Source organism: Gluconobacter sphaericus NBRC 12467, assembly GCF_006539125.1.
Classification (GTDB): Bacteria; Pseudomonadota; Alphaproteobacteria; order Acetobacterales; family Acetobacteraceae; genus Gluconobacter; species Gluconobacter sphaericus.
Genome location: NZ_BJMK01000041.1, coordinates 1 through 16540 on the forward strand (window position 1 = coordinate 1; position 16540 = coordinate 16540).

Here is a 16540-nt window from a genome sequence, read left to right on the forward strand (position 1 = left end):
TACATCCCCGTGAAAGTATTTGGCTTCTGCGGAAAAACGGGACAAGGTTCTGGCAGGATTACCTCGCCCTTGAGTTAGGATCAGTGATGGGCAGACTGTCTTTCAGGCGGAATGTTTCCTCTGCCTTTTTCGCTCTGCTCACCTTCATTCCGTCCGCCCAGGCCAGATCCATTCATGACTGCGTCATGACGAGCGAAGTCTTGCCTTTCCTAAATCCCGCCGGTGCGCCTGTGATTCATGTCAAAGTGAATGACCATGACGTCGGCGCCTTTTTCTCGACCTTCACCACCCGCACGAGTGTCTGGGACGCGAAGGGTTTTGATTTTTACCAGGAAGACCCCATCAGGACCATTTCCGTCACTGGAACGGGCGGGAACTATTCCACTACCGTCCACAGCCTTCAGATCGGACAGGCTGTCCTCAAGGACATGACTGCCCTTCTAGTCGGCGAACGCCCCCCGAAAGCACCGGACGGGCTGCTCCTGATGGTGGATATCGGGTGGGACATTCTCGGGAACTACCATGTCCTGATCGACCGTTACTCCCAGAAAATGGCTATCTTTACTTACGACACAGCACCAGATTGCCCTGATATCGGAACGCTCATGAAAGATCCGGGGCCCTTCATTCCCCTTGTTTCGTTCGATGATGAGTCTCCCCAGCTCAATCAGATGACGGCTGTGCTGGACGGGCACAAGGTGGACATGCAGATCAATACCAGCGCCAACCGCTCCATCATCCAGCAATGGGTAGCGCGAAAGATAGGTATTTCACACCGCATGCTCGCTCAGGATGACGAGATCCGTGTCGGCGCAGGAGAGGTCCTGCTCGGGCACAGGCATCATTTCAACACGCTGCAACTCGGTTCACACACGCTGCATGACATCACACTGGATGTCGTCCCGGATGCGGAATTCAATATTCTGGGAATGGACGTCCTCAAGCATTTCAACGTCCTGATCAACCCCATGAAGGGTAGGCTCTGGCTTGAGGATTTCAAACCCCCGCCGGGCTATGTCGAGGAAAAAGCTCTCCCCTGGTCGCCGACCCATGACCGGCTCAGCATCACGCATGCCAGCGAGGAAAAGCAGGCCCCACCCACACCGGACCAAGGGACAAGGCCTGCGCCCCGCCCCTCTGAAAATCCGTGATCAGGCGTCCGCCGAACCGCCATCCACATCGAACTTCACACCCTGCGCAAGCGGTAGAGTACGACCATAATTGATAGCATTGGTCTGCCGGCGCATATAGGCCTTCCAAGCATCAGAACCGGACTCACGCCCGCCGCCGGTTTCCTTCTCTCCCCCGAAGGCACCACCGATTTCCGCGCCGGACGGCCCCATATTAACATTCGCAATACCGCAGTCGGAGCCCTGCGCAGACAGGAACTGCTCGACCTCACGGATATCTGTGGCAAAGATCGAAGACGACAGGCCCTGCAGCACGTCATTCTGAAGCGCGATGGCTTCGTCAAGCGTGTCATATTTCATAACATAAAGGATCGGCGCGAAGGTTTCTTCCAGAACCGGCCCCGTCTGCGATGGCATCTCAACCAACGCCGGACGAACATAGAACGACGTCTCACCGTTCACATCGACGCGCGTTCCACCGTGAACCGTGCCGCCTGCGTCCGCGGCAGCTTTCAGGCTGGCCTGCATCATCCTGAAGGAAGCCGCATCGATCAGCGGTCCAACGAGCGCGTCCCCTTCGACCGGATTGCCAACCGAAATCGCCTTGTAGACATTCACCAGCTTCGGAACCAGCATGTCGTAGACGCTAGCATGCACGAACAGACGACGCAGCGTCGTGCAGCGCTGGCCAGCGGTTCCCATGGCACCGAAAGCAACGGCCCGCAGCGTCAGATCCAGATCGGCGGAAGGCGTGACGATCGACGCATTGTTCCCCCCAAGTTCCAGAATGGAGCGCCCGAAACGCCGCGCCACCCGCTCACCGACATCCCGGCCCATCCGGGTCGAACCCGTCGCCGAGATAATGGGAACACTACGGTCTGCCACCATCAGTTCGCCGATCTCGCGGCCCCCGAGCAGAAGTGTGCTGAGCGCGGCCGGTGCGTCACTACCAAAACGGGCTGCAGCTTTCAGGAACAGAGCCTGCGTAGCCAGTGCTGTCAACGGGGTCTTTTCCGAAGGCTTCCAGATTACGCTGTCACCGCAGACCAGCGCCAGCGCGGCATTCCAGGACCAGACGGCCACCGGGAAGTTGAACGCAGAGATAATCCCCACCGGCCCCGAAGGATGCCATTGCTCCGTCAGGCGATGATCCGGGCGTTCGGACTGGATCGTCAGGCCGTAAAGCTGACGGGACAGACCGACCGCAAAGTCGCAGATGTCGATCATTTCCTGCACTTCGCCCAGACCTTCGGACGGTACTTTGCCCACTTCCAGGGTCACCAGACGCCCGAGCGCCTCCTTGCTGGCTCGAAGCTCCTCACCCAGCAGGCGCACAAGTTCACCGCGACGCGGTGCCGGAACCCTGCACCAGGCTTTGAACGCGTCAAGTGAGCTGGCGATCGTCTTCGTCGCCTGCTCTGCGCTGATTTCCGCAACCTCGGCCATTACCTCTCCCGTCAGCGGAGACTTCACCGCCAGACTGCCTCCCGTATACAGATCAGGCGACACGCCAAGACTGTCGAGGAGCGCTGCCACTTCGCAACGGAGAGATGCCGTCATTGTTCTTCCTGTCCTAGGTCTTTCATACCGGACGCGGGACACGGCCGGATCTGCATAAAGCTGACCGAAAAGCATTTCACGCCCGACCCCGCGTCAGTTCTATTCACAAACCGTTATGACTGGTTCGTCAAGTTGACGTGCCCCGAGCAGGCATTTCCCAATGCTTCACGCGCAGAAGTTCAAACCTGGATATCCTGCAAGACCTGAAAGCCCTCGAATACGGGTGGCCCCAGCGTCAGCACCGCTCCCTGCCCGGCACCAGCATGCGCGGCCCGGAACTCTTCCGATCGGGTCCAGCCAATGAAAGCATCATAAGACGCCCAGACGGTATGCGAGACATAAAGAACGTAATCTTCCATCGCTGGCCCGCGAAGGAGCTGGAAACTTACAAATCCGGGTACGGTTCTGAGCAGAACATCACGATCCATCCATTTTTTGCGAAAAGCCTCTTCGCTGTCCGGTCGGACCTTGAAGCGGTTCATGGCAATATACATCGCGGCACCCCCATTTTCTCACTCTGCATGACCTGAGCCTGCGTAGTATTTTAACGGGCGGATTGCCCCTGCGGTTTCGCCAGGGTTGCTCACCCGCCCCCCTGAGATTGCACCCCGACGCAGCACTTACAATGCTCTCACCGGCAACCAGAGCATCTTCCCGTCTGTGCCAAACGGCAGAAAAACGGCAGGATATCTCAAAGCAGGACAACGCAGCGGCATCTTGATCTTGCGGGCCACAGACCCCACGTCGATGACGGCTCAATCAGAAAATTCCTCTGAAGACAGGACCCATGCAGAATTTTGAATTCTACAATCCCACACGCATCATTTTCGGCGAGAACACGATCCCGAAATTGGCCGATCATATCCCCGCCGAAGCACGCGTTCTGATCCTGTTCGGCGGAGCGAGCGCAGAACGCAACGGAACACTTCCGACCGTCCGCAAAGCGCTTGAAGGCCGTTTCACACGGGAATTCGGCGGTATCGAAGCCAACCCGACATTCGAAACCCTAATGAAGGCCGTAGAACTCATCCGGGAGGAAAAACTGGACTTCCTGCTGGCTGTCGGCGGCGGCTCCGTGATCGACGGCACCAAGTTCGTGGCCGCCGCCGTGGATTTCGAGGGTGATCCATGGAGCATCCTCACGACACATGGCGCGAACGTCAAAGCAGCGATGCCTTTGGGCACCGTTCTGACGCTACCGGCGACGGGTTCGGAAATGAACAGCTTCAGCGTCATTACCCGTCAGTCCACGCGCGAGAAGCTAGCGTTCGGTAGCCCGCATGTCTTCCCGCGCTTCTCGGTTCTGGATCCGACACGCACCTATTCCCTGCCCGTCCGGCAGGTTGCAAATGGCGTTGTAGATTCCTTCGTTCACATCATGGAACAGTACCTGACCTATCCCGCAGACGGACTGGCGCAGGACCGATTTGCCGAAGGACTTCTACTCAGCCTGATCGAAATCGGGCCGAAAGCGCTGAAGGAGCCTGAAAACTATTCACTCCGCGCCAATTTTATGTGGATCGCCACACTGGCACTCAACGGAATCATCGGCGTCGGCATGCCGCAGGACTGGTCCACGCACAGCATCGGTCATGAACTAACGGCCCGCTATGACATCGACCATGCCAGAACGCTTGCGATTGTTCTGCCTTCCATGCTTCGCGTGCGACAAGAAGCCAAGCGCGGCAAGCTGCTTCAGTACGCAGCCCGCGTATGGAACCTGCACGAAGGCACGGAAGACGAGCGGATCGAAGCGGCCATCGTACGGACGGAAGAATTTTTCGAAAGTATGGACATCCCCACGCGCCTGTCAGCGTACAATATTGGCGAGGACGCCATCGAGCCGCTGATCGGGCAGCTTGAAGCCCATGGTATGACCGCACTGGGTGAACATGCCGACATTACGCCGGACGTCAGTAGCCGCGTTCTACAGATGAGCCTCTAAATAAAGACGGGGGCGGCGCAGGCGGCCCCCGTTCCAGTCAGGACGCCCTACCGATAACGTCCTGCAGATGCTGGCGGTAGGCGGCGAGTGTTGCCTCCACATTTGGCGCCTTTATCACGTCCGTTGCGAGGAAGGTCGGCAGCGCGGACATGCCCAGGAACTCATGGGCTTTATGGAACGGGAAATACACCCCGTCGATACCACGCCCTTCAAAGAACTGGCTCGGGTCCGTGAAGGCGTCTGCCGGGGCATTCCAGGTCGTTGACAGCATATAACGCTTGCCCTGTACCAGACCGCCCGAACCATATTTCCGCTCCGGATGGGCCCTGCTGCGGCCATCATTGGCATAAAGTTTGCCGTGACCAGCCGTCATGACTTCATCGATGTATTTCTTGACGATCCAAGGCAGCCCCATCCACCAGCCCGGGCACTGATAAATGATCAGATCGGCCCAAATTAAGCTCTCAACTTCCTGCTCCACGTCATAGCCATCATCAATCTTCGTCTGACGGACCTCATGGCCGTTTTTAGACAGAATGTCCGCTGCCAGTGCCTGAAGCGTGTCATTCAGCCGGCCGTGGGAATGGGCGAAGACCTTACCGCCGTTAAGGAGCAGAATTTTCGTCATGATCGCGTATCCGTTTTGTCAGGTATCGGGGATGGGAGTGTTTAAAGGCTACGATGAACCGATAAGTCTCCCTTGATAATTGTTTCGATCTCCACAAAACCTGTGAAACAGTTTCATAGATCGGAAGACAGATGGATAACCGTTTCGGGGAGATGAAAATCTTTCTCCGCGTTGTGGAGAGCGGCAGCTTTTCCGAGGCCGCACGCCTTTCCATGACCACACCGTCCACCGTCAGCAAACTGATCAGGCGGATGGAGAACCGTCTGGGGGCCCGGCTCGTAGAGCGCTCGACCCGCAGACTGTCAGTCACGCCCGAAGGTCTGGCCTATTACGACCGTGCACAAGCCCTGATCGCAGAGCTGGATGACATGGAAGGGTTCCTGTCCAAGAAAACCGTCCAGCTTACAGGAACAGTGCGGATCAATGCGTCCGTGGCATTCGGAACGCTGGTACTGGAGCCGCTTCTCCCCGCATTCTGGGAGGCCTATCCGGATATCGTGGTCGATCTGTCGCTCTCCGATGAAATGACGGACCTGTATCTGGACCGGACAGATGTCGCCTTCCGTGTTGGAAAACTGCAGGATTCCAGCCTGACGGCCCGCTACCTGGGAAGCGTGCCGCGGCTGATCGTCGGCGCACCGAATTATCTGGAGCGGTTCGGACGGCCTGAAACGGTGGACGATCTGGAGCATCATCGCTGTCTGGGCTTTAATTTCCGCCGGGCAGCTCCGGTCTGGCCTCTTCGGGAGCGGGGCAGGATCGTGGATCGGCTCGTCCAGGGCCCCTTGCTAGCCAATAATGGCGAAACCGTCCGCTGGGCCGCGATCCGTGGGGCCGGGCTGGCGCGCCTTGCAGAATATCATGTGCGCAAGGATCTGGCCGCGGGACGTCTTGTAGAAATTCTTGCCGAAAGCGGCACGCGGGACGAGGAAGAGATTCATGCGCTCTACCAGGGCGGAAAGCAGGTGCCCCAACGTATCCGGGCCTTTCTGGATTTCGTCGTCCCGCGTCTTCAGGCCAGCCTCAGACCGCTTGCGGAAAATCTATGAACGCAATTCCCGGATCCTTGCTCAAGAACTCTTTAGGATGAGGCTGCCTTCTCCACGAAAGCGGACAAGTTCGCGGCGAATGACCTGAAAGACCGTATCGCGCAACCAGCGGTGCACTCCGTCTGTATCCACGCGGGGATGCCAGGCCTGAAAAGACGTAACAGGCGGCAGTTCGAACGGGAAATCGAAAGCCTCAAGCTGGATCTGGGAAAGTGGAAGGCGGTCAATCACGATGTCGGGCAAGGGAAGGATCATATCCGTCTCGCGCATGGTATCGATCATGGAATGGTAGGTCGGCACGACCATCGCGATAGGGCGGGTCAGGCCATAGCGTTCCTTGAGAATAGTGTCGATCGGGCCATAGGATCGGCCTTTGCGGGAGACACTGATATGATCGTAATCGACCAGCGTCTGCGGTGTAATACCTCGCGCGAAGATAGGGTGCCCTTCACGAACTATCGCGCGAAATGACGTCAGGAACAGCGTCTGGCGCATGATTTCAGGACGCAGGTCGTCCGTGGCGCCAACATAGAGATCAATCTGGCTGTTCCGCAGAGCCTCACTGGCCGTCTCTTCCGTTTCGGGAGCGAACACAACGCTGCAATTTGGACATTCCTGCTTGAGGGCCATCAGGATGGTATGCCCAAACGCACTGACGACAAGATCATTGGCGCGGATCGTGAAACGGGGTGAGAGGTGCCGCAGGTTCAGCGTTTCGCTGTCATTCACCAGCGCATCAGCGTCGCGCACGATACTCTGAACTCTATCGCGGATCCGGTTGGCGAAAGTCGTGGCCATCATGCGTCGGCCTGACAGGACCAAAATCGGATCCCCGAAAACAGTCCGTAGCGTTGCGAGATGGCGGCTCATGGCGGCGTCACTCACCTTCATGCGCAGCGCGGCTTTTGAGACGCTCTCTTCCTCTACGAGAACCTGAAGATACCGCAGAAGATCGAGATCGTAGCGTCTGTGGCCGTCGGTCCGCTTTACCAAATTATCCTCCGTTTTCTGCGGTTTGCGAACATATTTTCACGCCTTCTCGTGAAAATGGAAAGGTTTTCCTCAACCTTTACGAAAAATGGAAACGTCACTTACCACAAACGTGGGTTTTCGGACCAGCGCACCCCGGATAGTGGCTATGCCGAAACGAAAGAGACCCCATGCAACCAGCAGATTCGCCTCCAGCAGGTGCACCGCCCGCGCAGCCCTCCTATATCCCGCCCTTCGGCATGCGGACCATTGTCGGCTGTCTGGGAATGCTTCTGGCCGTGCATGTGGCCGGCTTCAATGAGCACATAACGGAAATCGGCCTCGCCGATATCCGTGGTGCGATGCATATCGGGCATGACGAGGGGACCTGGTTCACCTCGATCTATGAAGCCTTCAACATCGCGGCCATGGCGTTCACGCCCTGGTTCTACATGACGTTCTCGATCTACCGCTTCTCGATCTTCATGACGGCTGTCCTCGCCATTCTGTCAATTCCGCTGCCCTTTATGCCGGATATGGTCTCGCTGTGCTTCCTTCGTGCGGCGCAGGGGCTGAGCGCCGGGTGTTTGCCGCCGGTCCTGATGACGGTCATGCTCAAATACCTGCCGCCACCCGTCAAGGTGTTTGGCATTGGTGGCTATGCGATGAGCGCGACCTTCGGCCCCAATCTGGGTGGCCCACTCGAGGCAATGTGGTTCGAGCATGTAGGCTGGCGCTGGCTGTACTGGGAGGTCATTCCCTTCAGCATCATCGCCATCGCCATGATGGCCTACGGACTGCCACGCGATCCGGTGCATCTCGAACGGTTCAAAAATTTCAACTGGCGCGGCTTTTTCATTGGTGTGCCGTCCATCCTGTGTGTGGTGACCGTGCTCTATCAGGGAGACCGGCTGGACTGGTTCCGTTCGCCGATCATCTCCCATCTGACATTCTGGGGCGGCGCACTGTTCGTGGGGTTCCTGTTCCATGAATGGCACCATCACAGCCCATTCTTCCGGCTTCAGTACTGGAAGAACCGCAACATCACGATGGCGCTTCTAACACTCGTTGGCGTGCTGGTAATCTGCGGACTGATGTTGGAAGTGCCGATGACGTATCTGGAAGCCGTACGGGGATATCGACCCATTCAGGCAGCTCCAGTCGCGCTGACGGTTGCCCTGCCCCAGCTCATCGTGCTGCCGCTGACGGCTGCGCTCTGCAACTCCGCGCGGGTGGACTGTCGGTATGTGCTGGCGTTTGGCATGTCGTGTCTGGCGCTGGCAGCGCTCCTTGGAACCTGGCTGACACCAGACTGGGTACGGGATAACTTTTATCTCCTTCAGGCGCTTCAGATCCTCGGTCAGCCAATGGTCGTGATCCCAGTGCTCATGTTGGCCACCATGTCTCTGGGGCCAGCGGACGGCCCGTTCATCTCAGGCATGGTCAACATGCTCAAGGGCATGGCCAATGCACTCGCAGCTGCCATTTTCGAAATCCTGCTCCGTCGCCGGGAACAGTATCATTCCACAATGCTGCTGGACCGGGCAGGCAACAACGCCACCGCACTATCGGGCATGGGCAATCCGATCCACGCAGCAATTAGCAACAGCTCGCCCGATAGCGATCATGTAGCACGTAATACACTCGAGATCTTCCACACTTATCTGCACGAACAGTCGATCACGCTGGCACTGGTGGACATCTATTTCGTCGTGATGTGCCTCAGCATTGCCTATGTCGCACTAACGACCGTGCTGCCGAAACGGGTCTATCCGCCCGGCAAGGGGCCTGCTCCGGCCATACCCGCTGCCGCCCGCGAACCCGATCCTTCCTCCCTTCCAGCCACCGCACACTGACGGACCTGCCTCAATATGATTTACGGAAAACCTCTTCTTCTGGCCGGATGTGCGGTCGTTGTCCTGACAGGTCTGGCCTGGACGGCTGACCGCTTCTTCGTAGGTGACGGCATCCGTCAGGAAACCAACGACGCCTATGTCACGGCCGATTTCACAACCGTAGCTCCTAAAGTCTCTGGCCGTATCGACCGGGTACTGGCTGAGGACAATGAATACGTCCATGCCGGGGAAGAACTCGCCCATATCGAAGATGACGATTACCGAGCGGCTTTAAGAGAAGCCCAGGGCGATACCGCTGCAGCGCAAGGCGATGTGGACAACCTTCAGGCTTTGCTGGACCGTCAGGGCTCCATCGTCGATGCGGCGAAATATACCGTGCAGTCCGACGAGGCCGCGCTGGTTTTCGCCCGGCAGAATGCGGCACGGTATCGCAATCTCTCCGCTGGCGGAGCCAGTACGATCGAGCAGCAGCAGAGTGCGGAAGCACGGCAGCTTGAGGCCGTCGCCGCCCTGGCCCGCGACAAGGCTGAAACCAGCACGGCCGAACAGCAGGTCGCGGTGCTGAAGGCGCAGCTCGAAAAAGCACAGGGCGCATTGCTAAAAGCGCAGAGTTCCGAGCATCAGGCCGAACTGAACCTGTCCTACTGCACCATCCCTGCCCCCGTGGACGGCGTAGTCGGCGAGCGTGGCGTGCGCGTTGGTGCGTATGTTCATCCGGGTACAGGACTGCTTGCAGTCGTGCCGGTGCGCAAGGCTTATGTGCTGGCGAATTTTCAGGAAACCCAACTGACGAAGGTTCAGACCGGTCAGAGTGCCACAATCTGGGTTGATACTTTCCCCGGCCATCCGCTCAAGGCGCATGTGGACAGTCTAGCCCCGGCGACGGGTGTAGCTTTCGCCGCGATCCAGCCTGACAATGCAACGGGTAACTTCACCAAAGTCGTGCAGCGTGTTCCGGTTAAGCTGACCTTCGATCCTGGCCAGCCTCTGGCAGAAAAGGTACGCGTCGGCATGTCCGTTGAAGCGCAGATCGACACTTCCTCGACGCCTGAAGGCATTCATGCCCATGACGAGCGGTACCTCTGGAAATGAGATCTTTCATGTTCCAACCCTCCCGCTGCCTTCTGTTGGCACTCACCGCGCTGTCCGCCTGCACAGTCGGTCCGGACTATCATCGTCCCGACCCGCATGCACCGGCCCATTGGCACCAGAGCCTCGCACCTGCTGCGAGCCATCCACAGGAAACCTCCGTCATTGAGGCTCAGTGGTGGCGGATCTATCGTGACCCAACGCTGACGGCGCTTGAAGAGGATGTGGCGCGCAACAACCTCGACCTTCGCGAGGCTGCCCTGCATTTCACGGAAAGCCAGGCCGAACGAAAGATCGCCAGTGCCGCCCAGATGCCGCATATGGAAGGCGCTGCATCCTATGCCCGTGAGCGGGCCAGCACGAATGGTATTCTCGGCCTGCTGGGCACCATGCAGCAGGCCGGCGCCGGCGAGGTTGCCAGCGGTCAACAGGGCTTTGGACCGGCGGCAATGAATGGCACGCAGGGCAACCCGTCTTTCAATCTGCCACAATACGGGCTGAGTGCGTCCTGGGAGGTCGATTTCTGGGGGCATGTCCGGCGGCAGATCGAAGCGGCTACCGCAGCCATGCAGGAAACAGAAGAACTACGCCGCGACGTACTTGTCTCTCTGATGGCGGAAACTGCTCAGGATTATCTGAGCCTGCGCAATATCCAGACGCAGATCGGCATCACGCAGCAGAGCATCGCCATTGCACAGCATAGCGTAAAACTGACGGAACTGCGCTTCGCACAAGGTACAGCAACGAAACTCGACGTCGCCTATTCCCGTGGACAGATGCATGGCTTTGAGGCACGACTTCCAGTCCTTAAAAGTCAGGAAGTGCATCTTGTGAACGCCTTGAGCTTCCTGACGGCGCGGGAGCCGGGCGCGCTGAAGGAAAGGCTTGGATCGACACAGACGATCCCGCCCGTTCCCGATATCATTCCGGTTGGCCTGCCCTCCGAACTGGCTGAGCGCCGTCCGGATGTGCGAGCCGCCGAGGATCACCTCCATGCCGCGACGGCCAGCATCGGCGTGGCGATTGCAGACTTTTTCCCGCGCGTAACACTCTCGGGCAGTCTCGATATTCAGGCATTACAGTTCAGCGGCTTAGGCTCATGGGCATCCCGTCAGTACGGGTTCGGCCCGACAATGACGCTGCCACTGTTCGAAGGTGGACGCCTGACCGGACAGCTTCATCTGCGCCGGGCCCAGCAGAAGGAAGCGGCGATTGCGTTACAGCGCACGCTTCTGAAAGCCTGGGAGGAAGTTGATGATTCCATGGCGGATCTGAGTGCCGCACAAGAGCGTCGGAAGCGGCTGGAAGAAACGGTTTCGGAAGACGAGACCGCCGTCCATATTGCGCAGCTTCAGTACAGTCAGGGTTCTGGAGACTTCCTCAACGTCCTGACAACGCAGAACGCCCTTCTGGCGAGCCGTAGCGCGCTGGCTGAATCCAGCGCCGGCGTATCTGTTTCCGTAGCCCATCTGTACCGGGCGCTGGGCGGTGGATGGGCGCAGAAATCCTGACATCCATCCACACAGGCACTGTTCTCAGCCGCCGTTCAGGGCAGTGTTGAGAACGGCTGCCAGACGCACACCGGCCTGCTCCAGACGCAACTCGATGATCGGCCAGGTCAGCGCGGTGTAGTCCTTGCCGATATCGGCACCCTTGTTCGCTGGAAGTGCGCCATAGGCCACACTGCGAGCGAGGGAGTGGCTCTCGTCGGCCCAGTCAACCGTTGCGTTGTAAACATCGCCCCCGTCCAGATCCTGCACCCAGTATTTCGTCTCATCCGGTGTAATCAGGGCGCCAAGACGGTCTGCTTCCTTCTTCGCACGGGCGGCGTCGATGCTGTAGAACGGGCCAACATGCAGGTCCGCCTCATGGTCCATCACCCCCTCGTCCCACAGGGAATGCAGGTTCATGTGGCCGTTGGCGTTGTCGCCGAAATAAGTCAGGCGGATGGCGTTCCCACCCATATCCTTGTTACGCTCGGCAGCGTGCAGCGGCTGGTGGATATCGCCCATCAGATGCACCACCCATTTCAGGGCAACCAGCCGGTCCTGAGCCGAAGCATGCGTGTCAGCGAGGATTTTGGTCTCCTCGGGCAGCTTCTCGACGACGCAGGCATGGTCGGGGCAGTCGCGGGCCTGATCATAAGCCGGATGGGACACGTCGATATCGACGTAATGCCATTTCAACGTCTCAGGCAGACCACCCTTTTTCTTAGGCACATGACCGATCGTATCCGGCCAGGAAGCGACCTGATCAAGGGTCTGATGGTTCTCAAGTGCCAGCAGGGCCGTGACGGCCTTCTGGGCCTGTGGCGTCAGACGCTCCTGCGCGATATCTGCCACGATCGCATGACCGTAAGGCCCCCACGCAAATGCGCTGGAAGAAAAGACAAGAGAGCCGGCCCCGATCAGGGACGCACAAAGAAGACGAAATTGCATGGAAACCTGACTGTCCAACTCTGAAAGTGATGCTGCCACAGCTTCTCATCGTTTCAAGAGCATCACAAGGCATTCTGCGGCACAGACCACGTCGTCGTGCCCGCACATATTCCCATGTTCCGGGAACACTCCCACCCGGCTTACCCGAGCTACGGAAAGCAGAATCCCCAAAAGCAGAACAGGGCACATCAACTAACGGTTCTTCGAACCCTCCGTCTGATCATGCCGATCCTGAACGGCGTAAACCGCAAAACGGCGGATGGCCATGCCCGTATGCCGGCCTTCAGCAGCACGTCAGATATGCAGCGTCTGGGTAACGAAGAAGTCGTGAACTATGTCAGCAAAACCTTAATGAGCATACGAATCACTGATGCCTGTCTGTTTCGCGCGGCAGAAAAGCGGAGGTCGAACTGTCTAGGATCAGCCCTCGCTGGAGCGTTTGTTCGTCAGCAGCAGAATAAAATACGGCAGGAAGAAATACAGTGCGATCATGATCATCAGAGGCTCTAGAAGCCATGCCATGTTTTCATGAAACAGAGACTGGCTGAACAGGTTGCCCAGCCCCATCATACAGCTGACGCAGAAGAAACCGCCCAGATTTGCAAAAAATCCCCGATCTCCGTTGATCTGACGCAGCTGCTGGAAAAAAGGGCTGGACTGCTGCGAGACGGTCATGCGGACATACTTCCTGTTTGCCGGCGAAGGATGGGACAAACACGCCAGTCGCATTCGTTCATTTTCCGGACTGACAGGCAGGATACTGCCACCTTCCACAAGATCAAAGTCGGAACTCCATAAAAAGCACCTCACTTCACTCAAGAGATCTCTTTTTGCGAACGAATGATCATGTAATTTGATATATCCGCGAACGTTCCGATCATGAATGATGTCTTCTCATGTTCCGGAGCTTCCCATGATCTCACAGACCGCCACCGTGCCCCTGCCCCGAAACTGCACGTTCGAAGCGGCGGACTGGGATCTTCTCTGCCGCTGCTGGCATCCGGTCGCGCTGGTGCGCGAACTTGAAGAAAAACCATTGGGCGTGTCGCTTCTTGACGTACCTCTTGTGCTTTATCGCACAGGTGGGAGGATCGTAATTGCCGATGACCTATGCCCGCATCGTGGCGTCCCGCTCAGCATGGGCACGGGTAATGGCGAGACGATTGCTTGCGCCTATCACGGCTTCCGCTTCGGTGATGGCGGAAAATGCGTGCGCGTACCCGCCCATCCTGACAGTGCAATTCCTTCCAAACTGAATCTGCGGACCTATCCGGCCGTCGAGCGGTACGGGCTGATCTGGACATGTCTGAATTCCGACGGGGTCGTGACGATCCCGCCAATGCCCCATTGGGACGAAGCAGATTTTCAGCAGATCACCTGTCCCTGGATCGATATCGCGGGTTTTGCGGGACGGCAGGTCGAAGGCTTCATCGACGTGGCTCATTTCGCCTTCGTCCATACCGAGACCTTCGCCGATCCAGATAACCCCGTCGTTCCCTCCTATATGCCCAGAATGACAAAAGACGGGTTCGAGGCAGAATATCGCAGCACAGTCAGCAATTTCCCGGTCGGGCATGAGGACTGGGAAAAACCGGGCTTTGAGTGGCTACGGCATTTCCGCATCCACGTACCTTTCGTGGCAACGCTGGAAATCCATTTTCCGAATGATGGACGGCTGGTCATCATGAATGCCGCCTCACCCGTTTCCGCACGGATGACACGCATGTTTTCGCCGATCTGCCGGAACTTCGACAAATATATCCCGATTCAGGCGGTCTATGATTTCAACCGAAAGGTCTTTGAGGAAGACCGTGCCTTGGTCGAGGCGCAGAAGCCCGAAAACCTTCCGCTCGACCCGACACTGGAAGCGCATGTCATGGCAGATCGCAGTTCCATCGCCTATCGCCGAGCCCTGCGTGGAATGGGTTTCAGCCAGTTCTTCACGGCCTGAGGCAAAGACGACAAAAAAACCGGCACCTGTTCTGGTGTCGGTTTTTTTGTAAAGTTAACGCTTCTATTTAACGTTCAAGTCGCCTGGCTGGCTGTCGTTTCCGCGCTAGAGTGCGCAACCGGAGCGCTGGTCGTCAGCGTGCGACGGACGGCATCGTGCCAACCGTCAATCATGATCCGACGCTGTGCCGGGTCCATCTTCGGTGCGAAGACACGCTCCTGCTTCCAGGTGGCTGCGACCTCGTCCAGGCTCTTCCACAGTCCAACCTGCAAGCCCGCCAGGAAAGCCGCGCCAAGGGCCGTAGTCTCAATATTGACCGGACGTTCGACCTCAGCCTTCAGCATAGAGGACAAGAACTGGGCGAACCAGTCATTGACAACCATGCCTCCGTCGATGCGCAGGATGCTGGTGCGCATGGCACCGTCCTCACGCATGGCGCGGATCAGATCATAGGTTTGGTAAGCTACAGATTCCAGCATTGCACGCGCGATATGCGCCTGCGTAGAACCAAGCGTCAGACCACAGATCAAACCACGTGAATCCGGGTCCCAATGCGGGGCGCCGAGGCCGACGAAAGCGGGCACCATGTAGACGCCATGGCTGTCCGGAATGCGGGTTGCCATATCGTCGGTCTGGGAAGCGTGGGTGATCAGTTTCAATCCATCACGCAGCCACTTGATGCCGGCGCCTGCCACGAAGATGGAACCTTCCAGCGCGTAGAAGGTCTTACCACCAATGCGATAGGCAATCGTGGTCAGCAGACGGTTGTTGGACGTGATCGGCTTCTCGCCGGTGTTGAGCAGCATGAAGCAGCCCGTCCCGTAAGTCGCCTTGGCCATCCCCTCCTGGAAGCAGGCCTGCCCGATGACGGCGGCGTGCTGATCGCCCGCCATGCCGCCGATGGCGATCTTCTCGCCGAACAGCTTGGCTTCCGTCTCACCGAAATCACTGCTGTTGTCGCAGACTTCCGGCAGAAGGGCGCGCGGCACATTGAAGAGCTTCAGAAGCTCCTCGTCCCATTCCTGCGTGTGGATGTTGAACAGCGACGTACGGCAGGCATTGGTGATGTCCGTCGCATGGCGCTTGCCGCCGCTCAGGCGCCACAGCAGGAAGCTGTCAATCGTGCCAGCCGCCAGTTCACCCGCCTCCGCGCGACGACGGGCATCGGGGACATGATCGAGCAGCCAGGCAATTTTGCTCGCCGAAAAATAGGGGTCCAGCAGCAAGCCCGTCTTTTCACGGACCATGGCTTCCTTGCCCTGCTGGCGCAGGAGGTTGCATTCATTAGCCGTGCGACGGTCCTGCCAGACGAGCGCGCGATGGATGGCACGACCCGTCTCGCGGTCCCAGATCACGATGGTTTCGCGCTGATTGGTGATGCCAAGAGCCGCGATGCGCTCCACACCCCCGACCTCATCGATCGCCTCGCGCGCGGTGGCGAGCACATCACGCCAGATGTCCTCGACATCGTGCTCAACCCAGCCTAGCTCGGGATAATACTGCGGGAATTCGCGGCGGGAAATGGCCAGAGCCTGCGCATCCTTTCCGAAGACAATGCTGCGGGTCGAGGTCGTGCCCTGATCAATGGCGAGGATGCAGTCTTTCTTGCTCATGATGTGTTCTCCGGCGAAAGGTCTTGGAAGTTCGAAGGGTTTCAGACGGATTTCAGGAGACCCGGTTGACGACGGGAAACGCGGGGTCGTCCGGGTTGGACACGACCAGGACCGGCTCGGCGGGATTGATCCCGTCGGGCGCTACGGTGATGGTCTGTTCCAGATAACGCGGCATAAAGGGACGCAGGCCGAACTGGTAAAGGGCCGCCCCGATCGGACCGCCGACCAGCGGCGCCACGACAGGAACCCAGAAATAGTTGCCCGGAGCCGGCAGTGCGCTCTGTCCCCAGCCCGCAAAAAAGCAGAACAGAC

Annotated in this window: 14 protein-coding genes and 1 pseudogene; 7 read left to right on the plus strand and 8 right to left on the minus strand. The window is 58.2% G+C overall.

All coding sequences use genetic code 11. From position 1 onward, the window contains the following. Positions 1-185: 185 nt before the first annotated feature. Complete coding sequence (locus tag GSP01_RS13110) at positions 186-1151, plus strand: retroviral-like aspartic protease family protein (RefSeq protein WP_167495558.1); 966 nt, start codon at positions 186-188, stop codon at positions 1149-1151. Here the strand turns inward: GSP01_RS13110 and amaB are convergent, their stop codons facing one another. Together amaB and GSP01_RS13120 are read right to left on the minus strand one after the other, a co-directional pair. Further along, positions 1152-2690: an L-piperidine-6-carboxylate dehydrogenase gene (gene amaB / locus GSP01_RS13115; RefSeq protein ID WP_141354205.1), complete on the minus strand. Its 1539-nt coding sequence runs from the start codon at positions 2688-2690 to the stop codon at positions 1152-1154. It lies immediately after the preceding gene. Between the two features lie 179 nt (positions 2691-2869). After that, a complete protein-coding gene (locus GSP01_RS13120; RefSeq protein WP_141354207.1) occupies positions 2870-3184 on the minus strand; it encodes an antibiotic biosynthesis monooxygenase family protein in 315 nt (104 codons plus the stop codon). Positions 3185-3477: 293 nt separating this feature from the next. On the opposite strand from GSP01_RS13120, the gene GSP01_RS13125 reads away from it, so the two are divergent. Continuing rightward, complete coding sequence (locus GSP01_RS13125) at positions 3478-4635, plus strand: iron-containing alcohol dehydrogenase (RefSeq protein ID WP_141354209.1); 1158 nt, start codon at positions 3478-3480, stop codon at positions 4633-4635. 37 nt (positions 4636-4672) lie between these two features. Here GSP01_RS13125 and GSP01_RS13130 read toward each other — a convergent pair whose 3' ends face one another. After that, positions 4673-5263 carry an NAD(P)H-dependent oxidoreductase gene (locus tag GSP01_RS13130; RefSeq protein ID WP_141354211.1) on the minus strand — a complete coding sequence of 197 codons (591 nt, stop codon included), beginning with the start codon at positions 5261-5263 and terminating at the stop codon, positions 4673-4675. Positions 5264-5394: 131 nt separating this feature from the next. On the opposite strand from GSP01_RS13130, the gene GSP01_RS13135 reads away from it, so the two are divergent. After that, on the plus strand, positions 5395-6312 hold the full coding sequence (locus GSP01_RS13135; protein WP_141354213.1) for a LysR family transcriptional regulator: 918 nt from the start codon (positions 5395-5397) through the stop codon (positions 6310-6312). Positions 6313-6333: 21 nt separating this feature from the next. On the opposite strand, the gene GSP01_RS13140 is transcribed toward GSP01_RS13135, so the two are convergent. Then, positions 6334-7305 carry a LysR substrate-binding domain-containing protein gene (locus GSP01_RS13140; protein WP_141354215.1) on the minus strand — a complete coding sequence of 324 codons (972 nt, stop codon included), beginning with the start codon at positions 7303-7305 and terminating at the stop codon, positions 6334-6336. Positions 7306-7472: 167 nt separating this feature from the next. Here GSP01_RS13140 and GSP01_RS13145 point away from each other — a divergent pair, with 167 nt between their 5' ends. The 3 genes from GSP01_RS13145 to GSP01_RS13155 are packed head-to-tail and all read left to right on the plus strand — an operon-like array spanning position 7473 to position 11737. Next, complete coding sequence (locus tag GSP01_RS13145) at positions 7473-9137, plus strand: MFS transporter (protein WP_141354217.1); 1665 nt, start codon at positions 7473-7475, stop codon at positions 9135-9137. 15 nt (positions 9138-9152) lie between these two features. After that, a complete protein-coding gene (locus GSP01_RS13150) occupies positions 9153-10229 on the plus strand; it encodes an HlyD family secretion protein (protein WP_141354219.1) in 1077 nt (358 codons plus the stop codon). An 8-nt stretch (positions 10230-10237) separates the two neighbouring features. Then, positions 10238-11737 carry an efflux transporter outer membrane subunit gene (locus GSP01_RS13155; protein ID WP_141354221.1) on the plus strand — a complete coding sequence of 500 codons (1500 nt, stop codon included), beginning with the start codon at positions 10238-10240 and terminating at the stop codon, positions 11735-11737. 24 nt (positions 11738-11761) lie between these two features. Here GSP01_RS13155 and GSP01_RS13160 read toward each other — a convergent pair whose 3' ends face one another. Next, a complete protein-coding gene (locus GSP01_RS13160) occupies positions 11762-12664 on the minus strand; it encodes a S1/P1 nuclease (protein WP_174787605.1) in 903 nt (300 codons plus the stop codon). A gap of 420 nt (positions 12665-13084) precedes the next feature. Next, the gene (locus GSP01_RS13170; protein ID WP_141354223.1) at positions 13085-13339 is read right to left on the minus strand and encodes a hypothetical protein; all 255 of its coding nucleotides are present in this window, start codon (positions 13337-13339) and stop codon (positions 13085-13087) included. A 238-nt stretch (positions 13340-13577) separates the two neighbouring features. On the opposite strand from GSP01_RS13170, the gene GSP01_RS13175 reads away from it, so the two are divergent. After that, complete coding sequence (locus tag GSP01_RS13175) at positions 13578-14615, plus strand: Rieske 2Fe-2S domain-containing protein (protein ID WP_141354225.1); 1038 nt, start codon at positions 13578-13580, stop codon at positions 14613-14615. A gap of 74 nt (positions 14616-14689) precedes the next feature. Here the strand turns inward: GSP01_RS13175 and glpK are convergent, their stop codons facing one another. Continuing rightward, entirely contained in the window at positions 14690-16228 is a 1539-nt protein-coding gene (glpK, locus tag GSP01_RS13180) for a glycerol kinase GlpK (protein ID WP_141354227.1), read from the minus strand. Positions 16229-16280: 52 nt separating this feature from the next. Further along, positions 16281-16540, minus strand: a pseudogene (locus tag GSP01_RS13185) (aquaporin); the annotation flags it as partial.

Coding starts and splice junctions, on each gene's coding strand:
- GSP01_RS13135 (WP_141354213.1), top strand. CDS start 5,395: ATGGATAACCGTTTCGGGGAGATGAAAATCTTTCTCCGCGTTGTGGAG.
- GSP01_RS13110 (WP_167495558.1), top strand. CDS start 186: ATGACGAGCGAAGTCTTGCCTTTCCTAAATCCCGCCGGTGCGCCTGTG.
- GSP01_RS13155 (WP_141354221.1), top strand. CDS start 10,238: ATGTTCCAACCCTCCCGCTGCCTTCTGTTGGCACTCACCGCGCTGTCC.
- GSP01_RS13150 (WP_141354219.1), top strand. CDS start 9,153: ATGATTTACGGAAAACCTCTTCTTCTGGCCGGATGTGCGGTCGTTGTC.
- GSP01_RS13170 (WP_141354223.1), bottom strand. CDS start 13,339: ATGACCGTCTCGCAGCAGTCCAGCCCTTTTTTCCAGCAGCTGCGTCAG.
- GSP01_RS13175 (WP_141354225.1), top strand. CDS start 13,578: ATGATCTCACAGACCGCCACCGTGCCCCTGCCCCGAAACTGCACGTTC.
- GSP01_RS13145 (WP_141354217.1), top strand. CDS start 7,473: ATGCAACCAGCAGATTCGCCTCCAGCAGGTGCACCGCCCGCGCAGCCC.
- glpK (WP_141354227.1), bottom strand. CDS start 16,228: ATGAGCAAGAAAGACTGCATCCTCGCCATTGATCAGGGCACGACCTCG.
- GSP01_RS13130 (WP_141354211.1), bottom strand. CDS start 5,263: ATGACGAAAATTCTGCTCCTTAACGGCGGTAAGGTCTTCGCCCATTCC.
- GSP01_RS13160 (WP_174787605.1), bottom strand. CDS start 12,664: ATGCAATTTCGTCTTCTTTGTGCGTCCCTGATCGGGGCCGGCTCTCTT.
- amaB (WP_141354205.1), bottom strand. CDS start 2,690: ATGACGGCATCTCTCCGTTGCGAAGTGGCAGCGCTCCTCGACAGTCTT.
- GSP01_RS13125 (WP_141354209.1), top strand. CDS start 3,478: ATGCAGAATTTTGAATTCTACAATCCCACACGCATCATTTTCGGCGAG.
- GSP01_RS13120 (WP_141354207.1), bottom strand. CDS start 3,184: ATGTATATTGCCATGAACCGCTTCAAGGTCCGACCGGACAGCGAAGAG.